Below are 16,689 nucleotides of genomic sequence, written 5' to 3'. Positions count from 1 at the left end.
TTTAATGATTAGTGTTTTTTTAGATTGTTTAGCCGAACATGTGAATAATCTGTTAGCTTACGTTGACCCCGATTGGCCGTAAAGTGGTAGCACACTTTACGGTTTTTTTGCTATCCGACCATTCTTGAAATAAGTTTAATTATTCATATTATTCTTGTTTATTAATGAGGCAATACGGTTACTTTTCGTCCTTGAATTTCAAATCTTATTTTGTTCGTGCGTTCCAGTTGACTTAGAATTGAGATAAGATCATTTGATCTCGATACATATCCCCATAAACTTAATTCTTTGGGAACATCAGCTCGATAATCCACCTTTACATCATACCAGCGACTTAAGGTTTCCATTACATCAACCAGGTTGCCGTCAAATTTGAAGAAACCATTCTTCCACGCAAGCACAGCTTCTAAATCTTCCTCGTGTATACTTAAACGTCCTGTTTTGCTTACAGCCTGTTGACCTGGTGAAAGTATGGATGACTCGCCGTTGGAGAGTACTTTTACACGACCTTCAATGAGGGTAGTTTTGACCACAGCTTCTCCACTTTTATACGCTTCAATATTAAAATGAGTTCCAAGTACTTCTACTTTTTGTGAAGCAGTCTCTACCACAAATGGGATTTTTGATTTTGCGATCTCAAAGTATCCCTCTCCTTCAAGAGAAACCTTGCGGATACGACCTTGCCCTATAGTAGAAGAGAATGATATAGACGATGCAGAATTCAGCCAGATTTTAGATCCGTCAGGTAGTACCAATTGATAAGTCTCGCCTTTTGCCGTGGACAATGTATTTATTGTATTAGCACTTTCGCGACTAGATTTTTCGAAGCGATAGACTAAAGACCCCTCTGCCGATTTTGAGACAATAACACCGGACTCTGTTGTAAGCTGACCTATATTCGCTTCACTTAAATCAATTCTAGAACCATCTGACAATGTGAGTGTGGCGCCTGATTTTCCTGGATTTATGGGGGTTCCGCTATAGTTTTGTACAGAATAAATTTTGGATGATGTACGGTATAGGTATATTCCAGCAAAAGTCAGTGTAAGGATAAGAGCAGCCGCGTAAGGCAACCACTTAAATCTAGAAGTACCTGATCGCAGTGATTTACTTTCTAAAGCCTCCCATATTTCCGATTTAATGCGTGCATAGTCTTCTGTTCCATAGTCTTCAGATGCAACGATAGTCCGGTAGGCATACCAATCCTCGATGATACGGTTTTCCTTCTCAGAAGATTTTCCCGAGAGATACTTTTTTAAAAGCTTCTTTCCTATTTTCCTTTTCATTGTATCTTTTGACTGGTTAGTATTCACCTAGATAGTTATAATACAAATGAGAAGAAGGTTGGGAGTAGATGAAAATTAAAAAAAAATGTTTTTTTCTTAACGATAACTTAATAGTATTGTTTTTGAGGTTGTTAATGCCCTCTCAAAAAAACTAAAAGTAATAGTCCGTAAGAACTATACATAGAAAGTCGTTGCTTAAGTATTTTTAGCGCATTTTGTACCTGCTTTTTAACAGTAGTCTCACTGATGCCCAGCTTTTGAGCTATTTCGCGATGGGACAGATCTTCAATCCTGCTCAGTTGAAATACTTCTCGCATCTTAGTTGGAAGTTTATCTATCTCATTCGTAACCAGTCTTAAAAGTTCCTTTTCATCTAGTTTTTCGAGGGTTTCGTTGGCTACGATCTCACTGAATTTACCAATTTCCGATAGATAGTCACTTTTCGTTTTACCTTTTTGTATAAGATTGAGGACACGACTTCGAGAAGCAATATATAAATAACCTGAAAGATTTTGATTCTCATCCAGATTATCCGATCTTTCCCAGATAAAAGTAAACAGATCTTGGATCACGTCCTTGGAGGCATCTTCATCCCGTAATATCTGATTTACTTTATAGTACAGTACTATGGCATAGCGCTCATAAATTTCAGCAAATGCAAGTCTGTCCTCTTTTTTAAGAAGAATTACAAGTTGTTGATCTGAAAGTTGTTTGTAGCTATTCATTAAGTTAAATATGTCAGCCGATAAAATTAGGAAAAATTTATTGTCAACGGGTTCAGTTTATTATTTATAACTGAACTCGTTTTAAATATTTTACCCCTTCTTCCGTTTATTACTAGCTGCTTTGGTTTTGCTTCGCAGAACCCTATAAGAGATAAGTAACCATCATGTGCATACCGCATGATAGCTCTATATCCGTAGTCTTTGACGAATTCCATGCCTAACTTGTCGAACACGTGGATAGAAGCGGTATTCTCTACGCGAGCCCTGCCTCCGATCTGTTTCATGCCTATTCTAGCGAAGCCATCTGCGATAATAGCTTTTGCACTTTCTGTAGCGTAGCCTTTTCCCCAATTTCTTTTATAGAAGCGGTAACCGATGTCATATTCATCCTCTTCCGGATGATATATCAATCCGCACCACCGTAAGATTTCCCCTGTCGCTTTTAATACCACAATCATGCGGCCTATTTAGTATCTATCTAGATAGTACAATCGCTTTTATACATTCCTCCCGTATATTCCATAGCTCATCGAGCGAGTAGGGGATTTTGTTCTCTTCAATCCAATTGTCCATAAAATCCTTGTGGTACTTGACCTTAAAGTCGGTAATCTGATCGGGTTGGATTTCGAGCTCTTGAATTATGTCAAGTTCAAATTTGGTCTCATTAATGCCGATACCCGTATAGTCTAAAATATAATTATAAGCCCGAAGGTAATTATGAGCTTCCGGGATGTACTTGAGCTTATATTTTTTAAGAATGTCTTTTATGGCTGGTGTATTCTTAGCATTCATAGCGAATATACCAAGCATCAATTGAAGTTCTTCATTGCCATTTTCATCCGCTAGACGTTTCAATAACGCGTGCTTGGTACTGCAGGTGCCGCACTGCTCATCGAAAACGCATAGTACATTATCTTTATCAACGTTACGTCTATAATCTAGATTGGAAACCCATTCAGCTGCTTTTTTAAATGAATCTATGTTCTGATTTTTAAAGCATTGGGATATTGGTTTGTCTGATAAATCTAAACTAAAATCTAACTGTTTATAAAACACCAATCTGCCTTGAAGATTTTTACGATCATTATGTAGGATTTTCTTTTTTCGTCCATCACAAAACTCAATTAAAACTTTAATCAAATTTGCAGGATGTTGACTGGCACCAAATCTTTCTTGGAATTTATTATATACTTCTAAAGCTGTCCGCGCTGAGTTGAAATAATTTATAACTAATAATTCGTTTAAGAAATCTCTTACGGCATCTGTACTGATTAATGATGACTCTGCTACTAGGGATTCAAATTGATGCTCCTCTTCGAAATTTAATAATGGTTCTAGTGTATCATTATTAGTCTTTAAATAGATTTGATATGAAACTTTTCTGCCAATTTTCGTTGGAGTAACGGAAAGTAACAAATCGTCTGCCGAGATGTTGTTTTTCAAGGCTAATTCGTCGAATGGAATATCCCAAATTAGAAAAACATAGTTCAAATCTGATAGTGAGTACTTTGAAGATTTAAGCGGATTTTCAATATTTCTTACCAATTGACCGTCGTCTTTGCCGATAAAGAAACTAAGTTCAAACCATGACCATCTTTTATTTTTACGTAAGTTTTGTATTGCGTAAGTTAACGCAAAATCGATAGCACTTATTGTAACGGGAGATGGTTTGCCTTGTCGTTTCATTAAAAAATGATTATCACTTCAAATTTAGGCTTTCTAGGGTAGCTTTCCTAAATAGTACGGCGGTCTCTTGCTTTTCAAATTTACCTTGTTTAACAGCATATTCCAATGCACTGGAAAAATGGCTAGTCTCCCAACTTTGCATATAGCAACTGTTAGCGTAATCGCAAAACTCCCTTACTGTATGCCAATTCTCTATAAATTTATCTTTTGCTTCAGATAATAGTATAAGTGCACCACTAGCTTTTAGTCTATTAGGAATAAATACAATATTCTTTTCTACTAAAATGTCATTTAAAGCTTTATCAGGTAAATAATCTGTAAAGTGGTAATTTCTTCTAGCTCCAAGCATAAAAAGCTCTTCATCAGTTTTCTGGGAAGCAATGTGATTAAATAAACTAGCAAACTGTTGTAAGTGGCGAACGTTATAAGTTGTAGTGTTTTTGTTGCTTTCGGCTACACCGACAAAGTTACTTTCCTCATTATCGTTGATAGTCCTAGCAAGTTCTTTTTGTGTTATGGACAACGCCAACCTATCTTCTTTTACAGCGTTAATAGCATAATTTTCGATTTCAAATATTTGGTACTTTGACATACTTCTAAGTACCTTTTTTTGTGAGTGATGAAAAACTAAGTAAATAATTTGTATTGATTTATTTTATTGTTTATCTTTGATTTATAAATCAATATTGTTTTGATTTAGGCATTAGACGAAAGAGTCTCGACTGCGAATTCCGACATTTCAGTAGAACGAGACGATAGGTTTTTAATGCCCACATCGAGATTTTGTATATCTTTGATATGCGCAATAGCGTGTGGGCCCTATCGTTAACCGTTTCTACGCCGTCGGAAGCTAGCAGTACGGTTGATAGGAGCCCACTTTTTTCTATCCTCTAACGGGACTCATAACATAAACAAGTTATGAGAAAACAAAGAACAAAAAACATTATTAGAGCACCGGAATAGTCCAGGTAATCTTGGTCATTTAGCATGACTTTCTATTCTTGTGATGTGCATCATATACCGATTATAAAGACTTAAATTAACCTTAAGCACATCCCTGATATTCAATTAATTTTTTATTTGAAACAGTGTGACCTGATCGAGGATTGGGTACGTGTAGGTTGTTGATAAAAGAAAAAGCTCTGACCCGCCCTCATTAGGTCACACCTAATGAACCTTAAAATGACAAATTTTAATAGGGGTGGGAGAGGACTGCCTAAAGTGCAGAGCTGCGCCTACGTAAAAAAGCATATTGCTGACAGCCTATGGCCTAAAGCATTTTTAACAATATTCTGTGTGTTGTTTAGTTGGTCTTTGGTTTCTCCTGCCTACGGGCAGGGGGCCAAAGGCCTAACTCAGACCGTACTGAGAGGTGTGGTTTCATCTCTTCAAGATGGTAAGCCTATTGAAGGGGCTTCGGTCGCAGTAGATAAGAGGCATACGCGTACGGATAAGGAGGGAAGGTTTGCCATCAGCGTGGATAAGCCTACAGGGATATTAACTATAAAACATATCGGATACGCAGCGCAACGGGTTGCCTATGAGAATACGTCTACTACATTAAATATCACCCTACACACTGGTGAAAAACAGATCGAAGAAGTGGAAGTGGTATCTACCGGATACCAGAAGATACCTAGGGAAAGAGCTACGGGGAGCTTTGAGTTTATCGACTCGGCCTTATTTAACAGGAAGGTGTCTACGGATTTCCTGAGTAGGCTAGAGGATGTGGTGCCGGGATTGTCGTTTAATAAATCCAATCCAAATAGCAGGGGTGATCTGTTAAGCGCGAATGTACGTGGTCTCAGTACGTTATCTTCAGAACGATGGCCTTTGATCGTGATTGATGGGGTGCCCTATGAAAGCAAGCTGAATGACTATGGCTACGCGACATTTAATAATATCAATCCCAACGATATCGAAAATATAAGTATTCTCAAAGATGCCGCCGCAGCTTCCATTTGGGGCGCCCGGGCAGGAAATGGAGTAATCGTCATTACGACAAAGCGAGCCAGGTTCAACGAAAAAGCGAACATCAGTGTCAACACTAATCTCAGTGTAAAAGACAAACCAGACTTGTATTATTTGCCAAGTATGCGCACCACGGATTACATTGACGTCATGCGTGAACTGTTCAATAAAGGAAGATTTGATGCAGATCTAAAGGAATGGACCAGTAATCCCGAGCCCATTATCAAATTAATGGACCAGCAGAGAAAGAGTCTAATGACGGAAGATCAACTAAATGCTGAACTGGATAAGCTTCGTAGGACAGATATGCGTGATGATTTTTTGAAGTATATCTATCGTAATCCGGTCAATCAGCAATACAATGTACGCCTAAATGCTGGCGGAGCAAATGTGAATACCTCTGTCGCACTAGGTTATGATAAAAATTTAGGTGAGCTTGTCACGGAAAGGTACAATCGTTGGAATCTCCAATCCAATACACAGATTAAAGCGACCAAAAGCCTATCGTTTCAGATGGGGTTGACATATACCGAATCCGATAGAGTGCAGAGCTTGCAGTCGTCTGCTTACAATGGCCTGGCAAAGGGGGTATCCAATTGGCCTTATATGCAGCTTGCTGACGAAAATGGCAATCCACTTGTTGTGGACATCGTCGCTTTCAGCCAGGATTTTCGCGATACTGTAGCAGGCGGTCGTTTATTATCCTATGATTACATCCCCTTAGAAGATATTTATCAGACTAGACAGACACAACGTAACCGGGATATGATGGCAAATATTTCTGCATCATATAGACTCCCTTTGGGTCTGACTATTACAGGACTCTATGCTTATCAACGCAACTTTAACCCAACGGAAGATTGGTATGGGGTTGGTAGTTTTGTGCAACGTCGCAGATTGAATGAATTTGCCAGCTGGGATGCCAAGCAGGTGTATTGGAACCTACCTCTAGGAGATTATTATGGCGAGCGTCTTTGGAACAGCACCATGCATCAGGGGCGCATTACATCGGAGTTACAGCGAAGTTGGCAGCATCATGACCTAAGTCTATTTGCAGGTTTCGACATTCGCAGCTTAGATAAGGACTATCGTATCATACAGTACAATGGTTTTGATCCAGAGACAGGTTCATTTCAATCTATGGCCCATGGTAAAGTCGTGCCGGTATTAAATGGCTTGTTCGGTACAGATAAGCTTCCGGACAACAATTTTTATCAGGCGTTGAGTAATAGGTTTATTTCGTATTATGCCAACGGAGCATATACGTATAACGACCGGTATATCCTCAGTGCTTCTGCCCGCAAGGATGCTTCCAATTTATTCGGGGTCAAGACCAACGATAAAGGCCAGCCTTTCTGGTCGGTGGGAGGAGCCTGGGTATTATCGCGAGAGCCTTTTATGGGGAATGAGATCTTTTCATTATTAAAATTACGTGCTACCTATGGATATAATGGTAACGTAAATTCCGAAGTGTCCTCCTTTCCGATCATTTCTATTTCTGCGCGACCGCAGACAATCACTGGGGAGAATTACGCCGAAATGAGTACGCCTCCGAACCCCAATTTACGTTGGGAAAGGGTAGGTAACCTTAATTTCGGTCTTGATTTTGTAATCAAAAATAATATTCTAAGCGGTTCTATCGAATACTATCAAAAAAAGCCAAAGGATCTGATTGCTGCTGGTCAGGTCGATCCGACTTCAGGTTTTCTTTCGATGCGTGTCAATACCGCCAATCTGGATACCCGGGGATGGGAGATTTCTTTGAACGGCAAGCCGTTGTCCACGAAGCATTGGGAATGGAATTCTAATCTGGTATTTGCTTACGCGCGGACAATGGTCACTAAGGCATTTCTAGCCTCGGATATCGCACGTATCAATGTCGGAAAGCCCCTGTCTGTGCAGACTACGCCTATAGAAGGTATGAACTTATACAGTCTGCTTACCTATAAATGGGCTGGGTTGGATCCCGAAGATGGCATGCCCCGTGGCTACCTGAACGGGGAGGTTTCCAGAAATTATTCGGCAATAACGGGAGCGAAGACAGAAACTCTGGAAAATAATGGCTCACAGATACCGGTATATTTTGGTTCTTGGCGCAATTCTTTTCGCTACAAGACCTTAGAGCTGTCCTGTAACATCTCCTACCAGTTGGGACACAAGTTTATCAGAACATCTTTTGTGAATTCAGAGTTTCTGGATCAAAGGTTCGGCCATATGGACTATCAGACACGTTGGCAGAAGCCTGGCGATGAGTTATGGACCGATGTGCAGGCATTTACATATCCTAATAATAATACGGCAAGTGATTTCGGTAGAAGTATATCATCAAGGGTAGAGAATGCTGGCCAGATCAAGCTTCGTGATATACAGCTAAGTGTGCAGCTTCCCCGATTAGCGTATTACGGTTTTAAAAATCTACGCCTCTACGCGTACCTGCAGAATCTCGGTACCTTATGGCACGCCAATAAAAGAGGAATCGACCCTGAATATGGAAAAATGTATCCCGATCCGATGATGACGTCTTTCGGCCTTAATTTTAACCTTTAACTACTGCGTGATGAAAATCAATAACATAATAGTAATCCTCTGCTTATCGTTGATGACAGTTGCATGTACAGATTTTTTAGATAAAAAGCCTGATATCAAATTGGTTATACCCAAAACATTACACGATGCCGATCTTCTGCTCAATGATTACGGAACACTTAATAGCAATTACCCCACTTTTGGCGAGATCGGTACAGACGACTATTACCTAACCAAGCAACGTTGGGATGCCATCAGCAACTATGATCAGCGTATGGCCTATACATGGTCGGATGAACCCTACATCGATGCCATGCAATGGCAACGCCCCTATAAAGTGGTGTATATAGCAAATCAGGTGATTACCATTTTAAGTAAACTACCCCAACAGGGTAATCAGGAAGTTGATTATCGGCGGGCTTGGGGCGCAGCTCATTTTTATAGAGCTTTTGCTTTTCATCAGCTTACTGAGCTTTACTGTCCCGCTTACCAGAAAACTACGGGCACAAAGGAACTGGGCATTCCAATACGTTTAGATCCGGGAGTTGATGAAAAATCACATCGCGCTACGTTGGAGCAAACCTTTGCACAGATTATTGGCGATTATAAAACAGCCGTACGGTTTTTACCTCTCATCGAGCCTGTAAAAAGTAGGCCTCACAAAGCTTCTGCTTATGCAGCATTGGCAAGGGTATATCTGTATATGGGGGATTTTGAACAGGCCTACAGTTATGCCGATTCCTGCATACAGTTAAAGCCTGATCTATTGGATTTTAACAAGCTGAATGTAAACGGTAATAATCCTATGACGCGTTTTAATGTTGAGGTACTGTTTCCCGCCTTGGCAACGGGTGCTACACCTATGGCTGCGACAACAGCGCTAATAGATACTATATTGTATGCATCCTATTCGGATGGCGATCTGCGCAAAAGAGCGTTCTTCAAGCCAAATAGCAATCCTGTGGATTCTCGGTATTACAAAGGTAGCTACGATCAGAGCAATACCTTATTTTTTGGGATTACGACCAGTGAAGTATACCTGATCAAGGCCGAAGCAGCCACTCGGTTAGGTAAATTGGCCGATGCACGAGGTACAATCAATATGCTTCTCCAATCCAGATGGGATAAAAACTCATCGTATGTGTCCATATCAGAATCTGATGGTGACAGGCTGCTACAGCTTATACTGGATGAAAGGCGTAAAGAATTGGTGTTTCGTGGTAGACGTTGGTCTGATCTTAAGAGACTTAATCTGGAACCTCGTTTTCAAACTACGCTCAAACGTGTAGTAGGAGATAAGTCGTACGCATTACCGCCCAATGATCTTAGGTATGCTTACCGGATATCCGAAACCGTATTGGAGCTGAGTGGAATCCAACAAAATGAACGTTAAACAAACTTTAGAAAGTAAAGAAATGATGATAAAAAAAATTAAAATAGGTATTGTCCTAATCTATATAATGAGCTGTATGTCTTTGGCGGCACAGCAGTCAAAAGTAGTAGACCTTTCGCAACGGCTTAATGTAGGGGATATATTTAATCCTCCTGCTAAAGTGCAATTGATGCGTAGTACGGATGAGAAAATCGATTGGAAGGCTCTCGAAGATAAAGTGGTGCTATTGGATTTGTTTGAAACCACCTGCGGTACCTGTATACAGATCATGCCGCACCTGCAGGAACTGCAAAAGAAGCACGTTGATATTTTTAAAGTGTTTGTCGTTACGCCGCAGGACAAGCAAACAATGGTTGACTTTTTTAAGAAAAACAAATACTTGAAAGAGCATAAAGTCAACCTGCCTGTTATTTATGGAGACAATTATCTAAGAAAGCTATTTCCTTACAAAAGCATCCCTCAAGCAATACTATTATATAAAGGTAAGGTGCAGGCTATTACTTCCTCGGGTTTTATCAATAGTGAAAATATCCAGCAGTTACACAAAGAGGGTAAAATAGCACTCCCTTTAAAGGATGATTTTGGTAAAGCAAGTTTAATAAATGATCAAAACATCGATAATGGCGGTATAAAAGCAGGGGTTATCTTCTCGGGGTATCAAAACGGAGTGGATTACCAGCCTTGGCGGTTTGAGTTGGATAGCCTAACAGGTTTACACAAGAGTTCGCTTTATAATGCCAGTATGTATGGGGCACTTTTAAGCTTGGCATCGCAAGCTAAGATTAAAGCGAGTTATGTTCCAAGATTTGACCGTGTGATCTGGAACGTAAAGGACTCCACTAAGTATGAGAATTTTTCGGAACAACCTAGTGACGTGTGGTTAGTTGATCATGCTGTATCTTATGAGCGGTATGATATGCGCATCCGTACGGACTCTATACAGGCACGTATTATCATGGATGACTTTGTAAATCTGTATGGAGTGAGAGCCTATGAAAGTACCAAGAAGATGCCCTGTTTGGTTTTAAAGAAATGTCCTGTCGTAGACTATGATGGAAAAGATGTAGGGCGTAAGATGACTTATGTGGGCACGGCAGTATTAGCCGGATTTTTAGATTATACAACTTTATTTCCACCTGTGGTAGATGAAGCTAAGGTAGAAACTCGGATACAGATAGGGACATATGCCACCATAGAAGATCTTAATCAGCAGTTGGCTGCTTATGGTGTCAAAGGGCAGGTCGAGCAACGGGAGATTAAAGTTCTGGTTATAGAAGAGGTAGATTAATAATAAAACAGAAAGGGTATGGCTCATCACCATACCCTTTATTTACATTGCGGCTTCATTGCCGCTCGCTTAACGTGGTTTTAAAAACACGTTAGTGGTATTCGACTGATTCTGTAATGCCTGGACCATTTCCAGTAATATTGCATTATCAAGAACGGGTTCATTACCGCCGCCGTCATCATCTGCCTGAATCGCACAAAGCTGTTGCCTTGGTGCAGAACAATCAGATGGTGCCGATGATCCGTACTTGGTATAGTCGGCAGGATCTGCGGGATTTGAACCTGTATAGTGAAACCATTGTAGTGCCATAATATTGAAATTACGTAACTTAGATTTATGAATTGATCACAATATAGTATCTGCCTTGGTTAAAAAATCAGATACTGCATTGGCCCCAGCCCTCGCTAAGAGGGCTTTTTGGTTCTTGGCGGTGGGACTCCTTATTTGCCAGACCATTCTCTTTAATACCGCCTCACGGGAATACTGCAAATCTACGCCGTATCCGTTTGAATAGCGGCCGGTAGCAATAGCTTCGCATCATACCAACTAAATACAGCATAGGGTAGGTCTGCCCCCAGGAGGGATCGCCTATGGTTACGGAGTCTATCCGCAAGGCCCGGTGTCTACCTGCTTGTGCTATATCCGATGGATGATATGGGACTTCTGCTGTCATTTTGTAGAGTTATCGTGTTATTCCCGACTAAGTCGGGACTTCGTTGCACTACGCAAGTGAACGTGTTTTACAGTTATTTAGCTCCTTATTGTTCATACGAAGTTCGGGAAGACTTTTATCTTTGCAGGGCTGTAATGGGGATTTCATAGAGTGTCGTAGGCTGTAAAAACTGAATAGCCAAAGGTTCCCTACTGCTGGAGAAGGCGTGTTTGCTGCCTGTAAAGCACCCTTGTGTCGGGCATAGGCGTTCGATATATTCGGTATTTCCTTTTTTGTAACCTATCTTGGCGACCAGCCCGTCCAGGACAAAGCACCATTTGGGAATAAGCTCTGCTTCTTGCTTATACCATTCATTTTTGACATAGGTTTTTATCTTGCCCTGAGATCGGATAAAGTCCAGTGCCTCGGGGCTGAGCTTGCGGTACTGTTGAAAAAAATGGATTAACTCTTTCATAGTGCTTTGTTTATTTTTATACATGAATTTTACCTCCTTTCCTTGTATTGGATGGATGCCTTCTTGACGGTACTTGCTGCATCAGGGGCGACATGTCCAAGGGGTGCGTTATGAATTGGATAACTAGTCTGTGTGCGATAAGGGTAATACCAGGCGCATAGGTTGTACCAGATCATGAGCGCCGAGAAATGATATAGGCCGATAGTCAGGGCTATACCGGCGTGCATTGCTATGGTCGCCAAGTAGATTAAATTTCTGAAAGTTTTACCGTTCCACGCAAGGACATAGCCAAGTTCCAACAGCACAACAGCTATTCCTATAATGGTCCAGCACATAGGCCAGCTCCCCCAGTATAGAGGAATATCAAGCAGGTTGCCTGGAAATGGCTGCTGCACGGCCTTCCAGATGGCTTCGCCATTCCACCAGGTCGGCCCCATAGCTTTGCCGAGCCCGCCAAAAAAGTAGACCAGAACAAGCTGTGCCTGCCAGAAGTAAACTCCTTTCCGTAGCCACTTGTGCCGGCTGTCCGTTCGAGGATGATAGCTAAAAAGTAGACTAAACAACAAGCCGGTTTGGGCCAGATAGTCTGCGCCATAGGCCCAACGCAGGTCTGCCATAAACAGACCGTGATGGATTATTAATAATAGGAGGCTGGAATAGGGGATCCACCTGTCGAAAACTAAACAGATACAGCATACGCTGTAGAGCGTCGCTGTGAGATGGATCCATAGCGGGTGGGCACGGCGAAATAGCTCCTCCCAGTTCCAACCACTACCGCTATGCCAGTAGGGGAGCAGTTCCGTATCGTAGACACTGTGTGGGCCGTAGAGCAGGGACAGGTCGGGCCAGAGTTGCAGCATCTCGATCCATAGCAGTAGGCCTATACCGCGTGGCAATAGCTGTAGCCCGTCACCAAAAGTACGTGCTGCTGTATAAGGGGGGGGCTGCTGTGTCGGATGTTCATAAATAGGTATGATCATTTTGTTGGTTTGTTTTTTTGAGCGGAGCTCGTTTAGGCTTGGTATACGTATGCTATAGATCCGAAGTCGGATCTCGCGGTCAGGATATTGGCGTTGTACATGGTTGTAGAGACTTTTTGCAGTGGCACGGGCCAGTGCTGGAGCCTGGGGCTGATCGCCTTCAGCGCGCCAGCCTTCCAGCGCTTCAAGCAGGGTACAGTACCGGATCTTGCTGGCGGTAGACCGTAGGCCCGGGTACGAGAGTCGTAGTACGCTCGCTGTTCGTGCACAGTGTACTTCTATCCGGCTTGAATAAACACTCCCCACCTGTGGACTGTAAAATCCGTAGCATCCATGGATACCGGCCAGTTGTCCATAATGACGAAATCCCGGTGTGCTACAGAGTTTCTGCATAGCATGGGTAATCGGATCTAAGGCCGATTTTAACTTGGTAGACGGTAGCTGGATATTGCAGATATTGTGCAGGAATACCAATCCAAGATGTAGTACCAGGCCTATAGATCCGATTCGTTGTAGCATCTTACTCTCGGTTAGTTGTGCTGTATAAGATAACGCTTCAAAGCCTCGTCATTACTCAGCTTGGTGGGCTTTTTGGGTGCGAAAATCTTAGTGCCTAGGCGGTCGTAGTCTATTGGATCTGATTCGACAACAGGGTGCACGGGGGCATCAAGAGCATTCGGGAGATTACTGTAAAGCGCTAGGGCCATAACTAGGCAGGTGCATAAAATGAGTTTTTGTTTAGTTTTATTGTTCATATTATTTAAATTTTTATTGTCTTAAAAATCTTATCTATCGGTAACTTTTATGTCGCGAAGGGCTTTTTTAGGGTATTTAGTGGTTTATTTTGTAACTTCACCTATTAACCGGAGTGAATTTTAAGCTAAAAATGAATCTATACACCGCCCTAATTATTGACGATGAGAAGAACGTGCGACTAGATGTTGCAGATGCATTGGATATCTCCGAGCTGTTTACTATAGTCGATGCATATGGATCTGTGGAGACGGCGCTGGAATATCTGAGGACAGACGACAAAGTCCTGGATTTTATCTTTTGCGATATACAGTTTGGTAAGGGGATGTCGGGCATAGAGGGGGCAGAAGAACTGCGCCAGCATTGCAGGTTTTTTATTTTCTTTACCGATCATTTCGACGATTACTTGCGTGAAAATGCTTTATTGAAGCCTGATGACTATCTATCCAAACCGGTGCAGCTGGAAGATGTCCAGCAGTTGATGGCACGTCTAGGCTTGCGCCAATCATTGGAGCAGGCAGAGCGAAGAATCTATGCTTTGCAACCACCACAGGAAGAGGTAGAAATCTCTGGACGGCCCCGAAAAACGAGTCGTAGGATACGAGCGCGGGTGCCGATACTGTTGAAGGATGTCATCAAAGTGGAGCGTGAAGAAAAATACCTCCATCTCTATGGCGCAGGTCCTCAGGGGACGCTCGTTTTGCTGGGGCAGTTGCGGATGGCGCTTAGGGACTTTTATGAGCAGTTTAAAAAACTGGATGTCTTCATACCTCCAAATTCCTCAGTATTGATCAATGTGGCGTATGCGACGAAGATGAGCATTCATGCCATTGTTTATTATCACGATAGGAAGGTATTGGTGACCGATGGCTATCGGCGCAAAGTCAGAGCATATCTGGAAAGGAATAGGGTATAAGTATGCCTTATCGTTCGGTCGGAAATACGGAGCTACGTATAGTGGCGGGGGTAGCTGTCTTTCTGGTATACGCTTACGTTATCATAATAGCGGCGTATGCCTTTTCAGGTTGGATAGATTTATTTTTTATGCTGATGACATTGCTCCTTCTTTTTTTGTTGGCCATTTGGTTCATTTTACCGAGGGCTACCGGAGGTAGAAAGTATGCTCTTGCTTGGATTATGTTCGGCTTTATAGGGATTGACCTATTGGTATTTAGCTTGTCGATAGCAATAAGCATGATGTTAGGAGGGTTTGTATGGGATGGTAACTGGGATATCAGCAACTATCAACACGTGTGGACTGCTTATATAGCGACCAACTCATTTAGTTTTCTCTACTATATGGTGCGTCATGGGATTTCTAACTGGGGGGAGTTCCAGCAGCAGAATTTTGAGCTTTTGCAGGTACGTAGAGGTAAGAAGCTATTACGGCAGCAGCTGGCTCGGCAGCATTTCTTTCCGCATTTCATGAAAAATACCATGAGTGCCCTGCGGGCGTTGACCCGACGGGATAGAAGCCGTAGCATACGTTGTATCGATCTACTGATGGCACTCTTTGTTTATAGCGTAAAGCACCAAGATACACGCTTTGTGTTACTGAAACAGGAACTGGAACAGGTGGACCTGTTGCTTGAAATTTATAGCCTGCGCCGCGAGGATGAGGATATTATGCTGGAGATACGCAGGGGGCAGGGCGTCACTGACGAGCTGTGTATCCCCTATATGTTGCTATTGACACTAGTCGAAAATGCCTGCGAATATGGAATATCTACAGACGAGCATAAGCCCGTCCTGATCGATTTGTACTGTATTACCCCCGAAAGCCTTACGATACGCGCGATGAACTGGATTCCTGCAACTAAGAAGCATAATCCGATAGCCACCGGGAAGGGGTTAAAACTCTTACGTGATTATGTAGTCGCGATTGACTCGATGAATACGGTTTCCGTGGAGCAGACAGGACAGTGTTTTGAGGTGGTCATCACCCTTAATATAGCTGTTTTTGCCGAAGCACCACACGAGATCTCCTAGACCTTAATCTTATTTTCCATATACTTGTTTGTTTTATAAACTTACCATCTCTTGACGACATACCAGGATTCTGTATATCTACCCACTAGTCTGTCTGTAAATAGGAAGGGACGTATCGGCATTTTTTGGTTTTGTCTGTACTTGTGCAATCGGTGGTCTTAACACACTAAGATCATGATTCGATTATTATCCATTCTTGTCAGACTGGCCGGGGATATCCTGTCCTGCCTGAATCATATCGTGCAATTACTACAAGCGTCTGGACTACCGGATTCCGTTGGAAAGATAGATGCTCCTGCTAAAACTGATAAGGCACCTCCGCCTGAAAAACCGGATATAGATGCTTACACCGAAGAAGAGTTGTGCACGGTTGGTGAGGCCTGTCTCGCGATGAACGTGTCACGTTCGCATATCGATAGAATGCGTAACCGTGAAGAGTTTACTAAGCTCGAGAACAAAAATGGACGTGTACGCCTGGTGAAGGCGGAAGTTGAAGCGGCAAAAATTTGGTATTCTAAAAGAAAAGGGAAGCTGTAACCGTTTTATGTTGGCTTGGGTCTCAGATAGCGAAGCCACAGTTTAATTTAGATACGCCGTTGATCAATACCGATCAGCGGCGTTTTTTATTGAATTATCCGCTTATTGTAAAGGATATGTGGTTGTCCCCTTTAGCTATGTCGTGGATCGTTTTAAGAGGATCTGTCCACGCTCCTATATAGTGGCTTATGCAATTTGGGCGGACACAGTTCGGTTTAGGTTCTATCTTCACGGCTAAGGGTAGGTGGCTCATCAATTTAAAGTGAGCTGCTGTTGAAACAGGTTGGTGGCATACGAATCTGTTGTAGCGGTCGCTGACTTATGATTAGCGACTTAGGGATTTGGTTCCTCGATAAATGGTGATAAGATAGTGGTAAGTCCTTTTTATTGCGCGGTTACTTATTTTGGTCTAACTGTAAACGCTTTCG

The 16,689-nt window shown here is 42.1% G+C and carries 16 protein-coding genes; 6 read left to right on the top strand and 10 right to left on the bottom strand.

Features of this window, described 5'->3' with window-relative positions:
- Window positions 1-161: 161 nt before the first annotated feature.
- The 5 genes from M472_RS34450 to M472_RS34440 form a co-directional block, all read right to left on the bottom strand.
- Window positions 162-1,286, bottom strand: coding sequence for a FecR family protein (locus M472_RS34450; protein WP_031301712.1), 1,125 nt, complete (start codon window positions 1,284-1,286; stop codon window positions 162-164).
- A gap of 131 nt (window positions 1,287-1,417) precedes the next feature.
- Complete coding sequence (locus M472_RS34445; RefSeq protein WP_021070485.1) at window positions 1,418-2,011, bottom strand: RNA polymerase sigma factor; 594 nt, start codon at window positions 2,009-2,011, stop codon at window positions 1,418-1,420.
- Window positions 2,012-2,037: 26 nt separating this feature from the next.
- Complete coding sequence (locus M472_RS0122770) at window positions 2,038-2,469, bottom strand: GNAT family N-acetyltransferase (protein ID WP_021070484.1); 432 nt, start codon at window positions 2,467-2,469, stop codon at window positions 2,038-2,040.
- Between the two features lie 16 nt (window positions 2,470-2,485).
- On the bottom strand, window positions 2,486-3,697 hold the full coding sequence (locus M472_RS44535) for a hypothetical protein (protein ID WP_021070483.1): 1,212 nt from the start codon (window positions 3,695-3,697) through the stop codon (window positions 2,486-2,488).
- Window positions 3,698-3,710: 13 nt separating this feature from the next.
- Entirely contained in the window at window positions 3,711-4,289 is a 579-nt protein-coding gene (locus M472_RS34440) for a hypothetical protein (RefSeq protein ID WP_021070482.1), read from the bottom strand.
- Window positions 4,290-4,879: 590 nt separating this feature from the next.
- Here M472_RS34440 and M472_RS34435 point away from each other — a divergent pair.
- Genes M472_RS34435 through M472_RS34425 form a run of 3 tightly spaced genes read left to right on the top strand, consistent with a single transcriptional unit; the run spans window position 4,880 to window position 10,875 of the window.
- Window positions 4,880-8,215, top strand: a complete 3,336-nt coding sequence (locus tag M472_RS34435) for a SusC/RagA family TonB-linked outer membrane protein (protein ID WP_021070481.1) — start codon at window positions 4,880-4,882, stop codon at window positions 8,213-8,215.
- 10 nt (window positions 8,216-8,225) lie between these two features.
- Window positions 8,226-9,587 (top strand): RagB/SusD family nutrient uptake outer membrane protein, encoded by a 1,362-nt coding sequence (locus M472_RS34430; RefSeq protein ID WP_081643166.1) that lies wholly within the window; start codon window positions 8,226-8,228, stop codon window positions 9,585-9,587.
- 22 nt (window positions 9,588-9,609) lie between these two features.
- Window positions 9,610-10,875, top strand: a complete 1,266-nt coding sequence (locus tag M472_RS34425; RefSeq protein ID WP_158499912.1) for a TlpA family protein disulfide reductase — start codon at window positions 9,610-9,612, stop codon at window positions 10,873-10,875.
- Window positions 10,876-10,944: 69 nt separating this feature from the next.
- On the opposite strand, the gene M472_RS34420 is transcribed toward M472_RS34425, so the two are convergent.
- From M472_RS34420 to M472_RS34410, 5 genes are all read right to left on the bottom strand, one after another.
- A complete protein-coding gene (locus tag M472_RS34420) occupies window positions 10,945-11,184 on the bottom strand; it encodes a hypothetical protein (protein ID WP_021070478.1) in 240 nt (79 codons plus the stop codon).
- A 163-nt stretch (window positions 11,185-11,347) separates the two neighbouring features.
- Window positions 11,348-11,548, bottom strand: coding sequence for a hypothetical protein (locus M472_RS45225; protein WP_144062715.1), 201 nt, complete (start codon window positions 11,546-11,548; stop codon window positions 11,348-11,350).
- Window positions 11,549-11,663: 115 nt separating this feature from the next.
- Window positions 11,664-12,002, bottom strand: a complete 339-nt coding sequence (locus M472_RS34415; RefSeq protein ID WP_021070476.1) for a cyclic nucleotide-binding domain-containing protein — start codon at window positions 12,000-12,002, stop codon at window positions 11,664-11,666.
- Window positions 12,003-12,031: 29 nt separating this feature from the next.
- Window positions 12,032-12,439: a hypothetical protein gene (locus M472_RS45220; protein WP_144062714.1), complete on the bottom strand. Its 408-nt coding sequence runs from the start codon at window positions 12,437-12,439 to the stop codon at window positions 12,032-12,034.
- Between the two features lie 1,073 nt (window positions 12,440-13,512).
- Window positions 13,513-13,737, bottom strand: a complete 225-nt coding sequence (locus tag M472_RS34410; RefSeq protein WP_021070474.1) for a hypothetical protein — start codon at window positions 13,735-13,737, stop codon at window positions 13,513-13,515.
- A 131-nt stretch (window positions 13,738-13,868) separates the two neighbouring features.
- On the opposite strand from M472_RS34410, the gene M472_RS34405 reads away from it, so the two are divergent.
- The 3 genes from M472_RS34405 to M472_RS34395 all read left to right on the top strand — a co-directional run bounded on the left by M472_RS34405 (window position 13,869) and on the right by M472_RS34395 (window position 16,261).
- The gene (locus M472_RS34405) at window positions 13,869-14,651 is read left to right on the top strand and encodes a LytR/AlgR family response regulator transcription factor (RefSeq protein WP_021070473.1); all 783 of its coding nucleotides are present in this window, start codon (window positions 13,869-13,871) and stop codon (window positions 14,649-14,651) included.
- Window positions 14,652-14,653: 2 nt separating this feature from the next.
- Window positions 14,654-15,724: a histidine kinase gene (locus M472_RS34400; protein WP_021070472.1), complete on the top strand. Its 1,071-nt coding sequence runs from the start codon at window positions 14,654-14,656 to the stop codon at window positions 15,722-15,724.
- Between the two features lie 240 nt (window positions 15,725-15,964).
- Window positions 15,965-16,261: a helix-turn-helix domain-containing protein gene (locus tag M472_RS34395; protein ID WP_144062713.1), complete on the top strand. Its 297-nt coding sequence runs from the start codon at window positions 15,965-15,967 to the stop codon at window positions 16,259-16,261.
- Window positions 16,262-16,689: the final 428 nt, after the last annotated feature.

The organism is Sphingobacterium paucimobilis HER1398, from assembly GCF_000416985.1.
In the GTDB taxonomy this organism is placed as follows: Bacteria; Bacteroidota; Bacteroidia; order Sphingobacteriales; family Sphingobacteriaceae; genus Sphingobacterium; species Sphingobacterium paucimobilis.
This window is presented reverse-complemented; position numbering and strand designations above follow the sequence as displayed.

Bases quoted from the DNA above. Each gene is read 5' to 3' on its own strand.
- M472_RS34450 (WP_031301712.1), bottom strand. From the start codon at position 1,286: ATGAAAAGGAAAATAGGAAAGAAGCTTTTAAAAAAGTATCTCTCGGGA.
- M472_RS34445 (WP_021070485.1), bottom strand. From the start codon at position 2,011: ATGAATAGCTACAAACAACTTTCAGATCAACAACTTGTAATTCTTCTT.
- M472_RS0122770 (WP_021070484.1), bottom strand. From the start codon at position 2,469: ATGATTGTGGTATTAAAAGCGACAGGGGAAATCTTACGGTGGTGCGGA.
- M472_RS44535 (WP_021070483.1), bottom strand. From the start codon at position 3,697: ATGAAACGACAAGGCAAACCATCTCCCGTTACAATAAGTGCTATCGAT.
- M472_RS34440 (WP_021070482.1), bottom strand. From the start codon at position 4,289: ATGTCAAAGTACCAAATATTTGAAATCGAAAATTATGCTATTAACGCT.
- M472_RS34435 (WP_021070481.1), top strand. From the start codon at position 4,880: ATGACAAATTTTAATAGGGGTGGGAGAGGACTGCCTAAAGTGCAGAGC.
- M472_RS34430 (WP_081643166.1), top strand. From the start codon at position 8,226: ATGAAAATCAATAACATAATAGTAATCCTCTGCTTATCGTTGATGACA.
- M472_RS34425 (WP_158499912.1), top strand. From the start codon at position 9,610: ATGATGATAAAAAAAATTAAAATAGGTATTGTCCTAATCTATATAATG.
- M472_RS34420 (WP_021070478.1), bottom strand. From the start codon at position 11,184: ATGGCACTACAATGGTTTCACTATACAGGTTCAAATCCCGCAGATCCT.
- M472_RS45225 (WP_144062715.1), bottom strand. From the start codon at position 11,548: ATGACAGCAGAAGTCCCATATCATCCATCGGATATAGCACAAGCAGGT.
- M472_RS34415 (WP_021070476.1), bottom strand. From the start codon at position 12,002: ATGAAAGAGTTAATCCATTTTTTTCAACAGTACCGCAAGCTCAGCCCC.
- M472_RS45220 (WP_144062714.1), bottom strand. From the start codon at position 12,439: ATGGGGCCGACCTGGTGGAATGGCGAAGCCATCTGGAAGGCCGTGCAG.
- M472_RS34410 (WP_021070474.1), bottom strand. From the start codon at position 13,737: ATGAACAATAAAACTAAACAAAAACTCATTTTATGCACCTGCCTAGTT.
- M472_RS34405 (WP_021070473.1), top strand. From the start codon at position 13,869: ATGAATCTATACACCGCCCTAATTATTGACGATGAGAAGAACGTGCGA.
- M472_RS34400 (WP_021070472.1), top strand. From the start codon at position 14,654: ATGCCTTATCGTTCGGTCGGAAATACGGAGCTACGTATAGTGGCGGGG.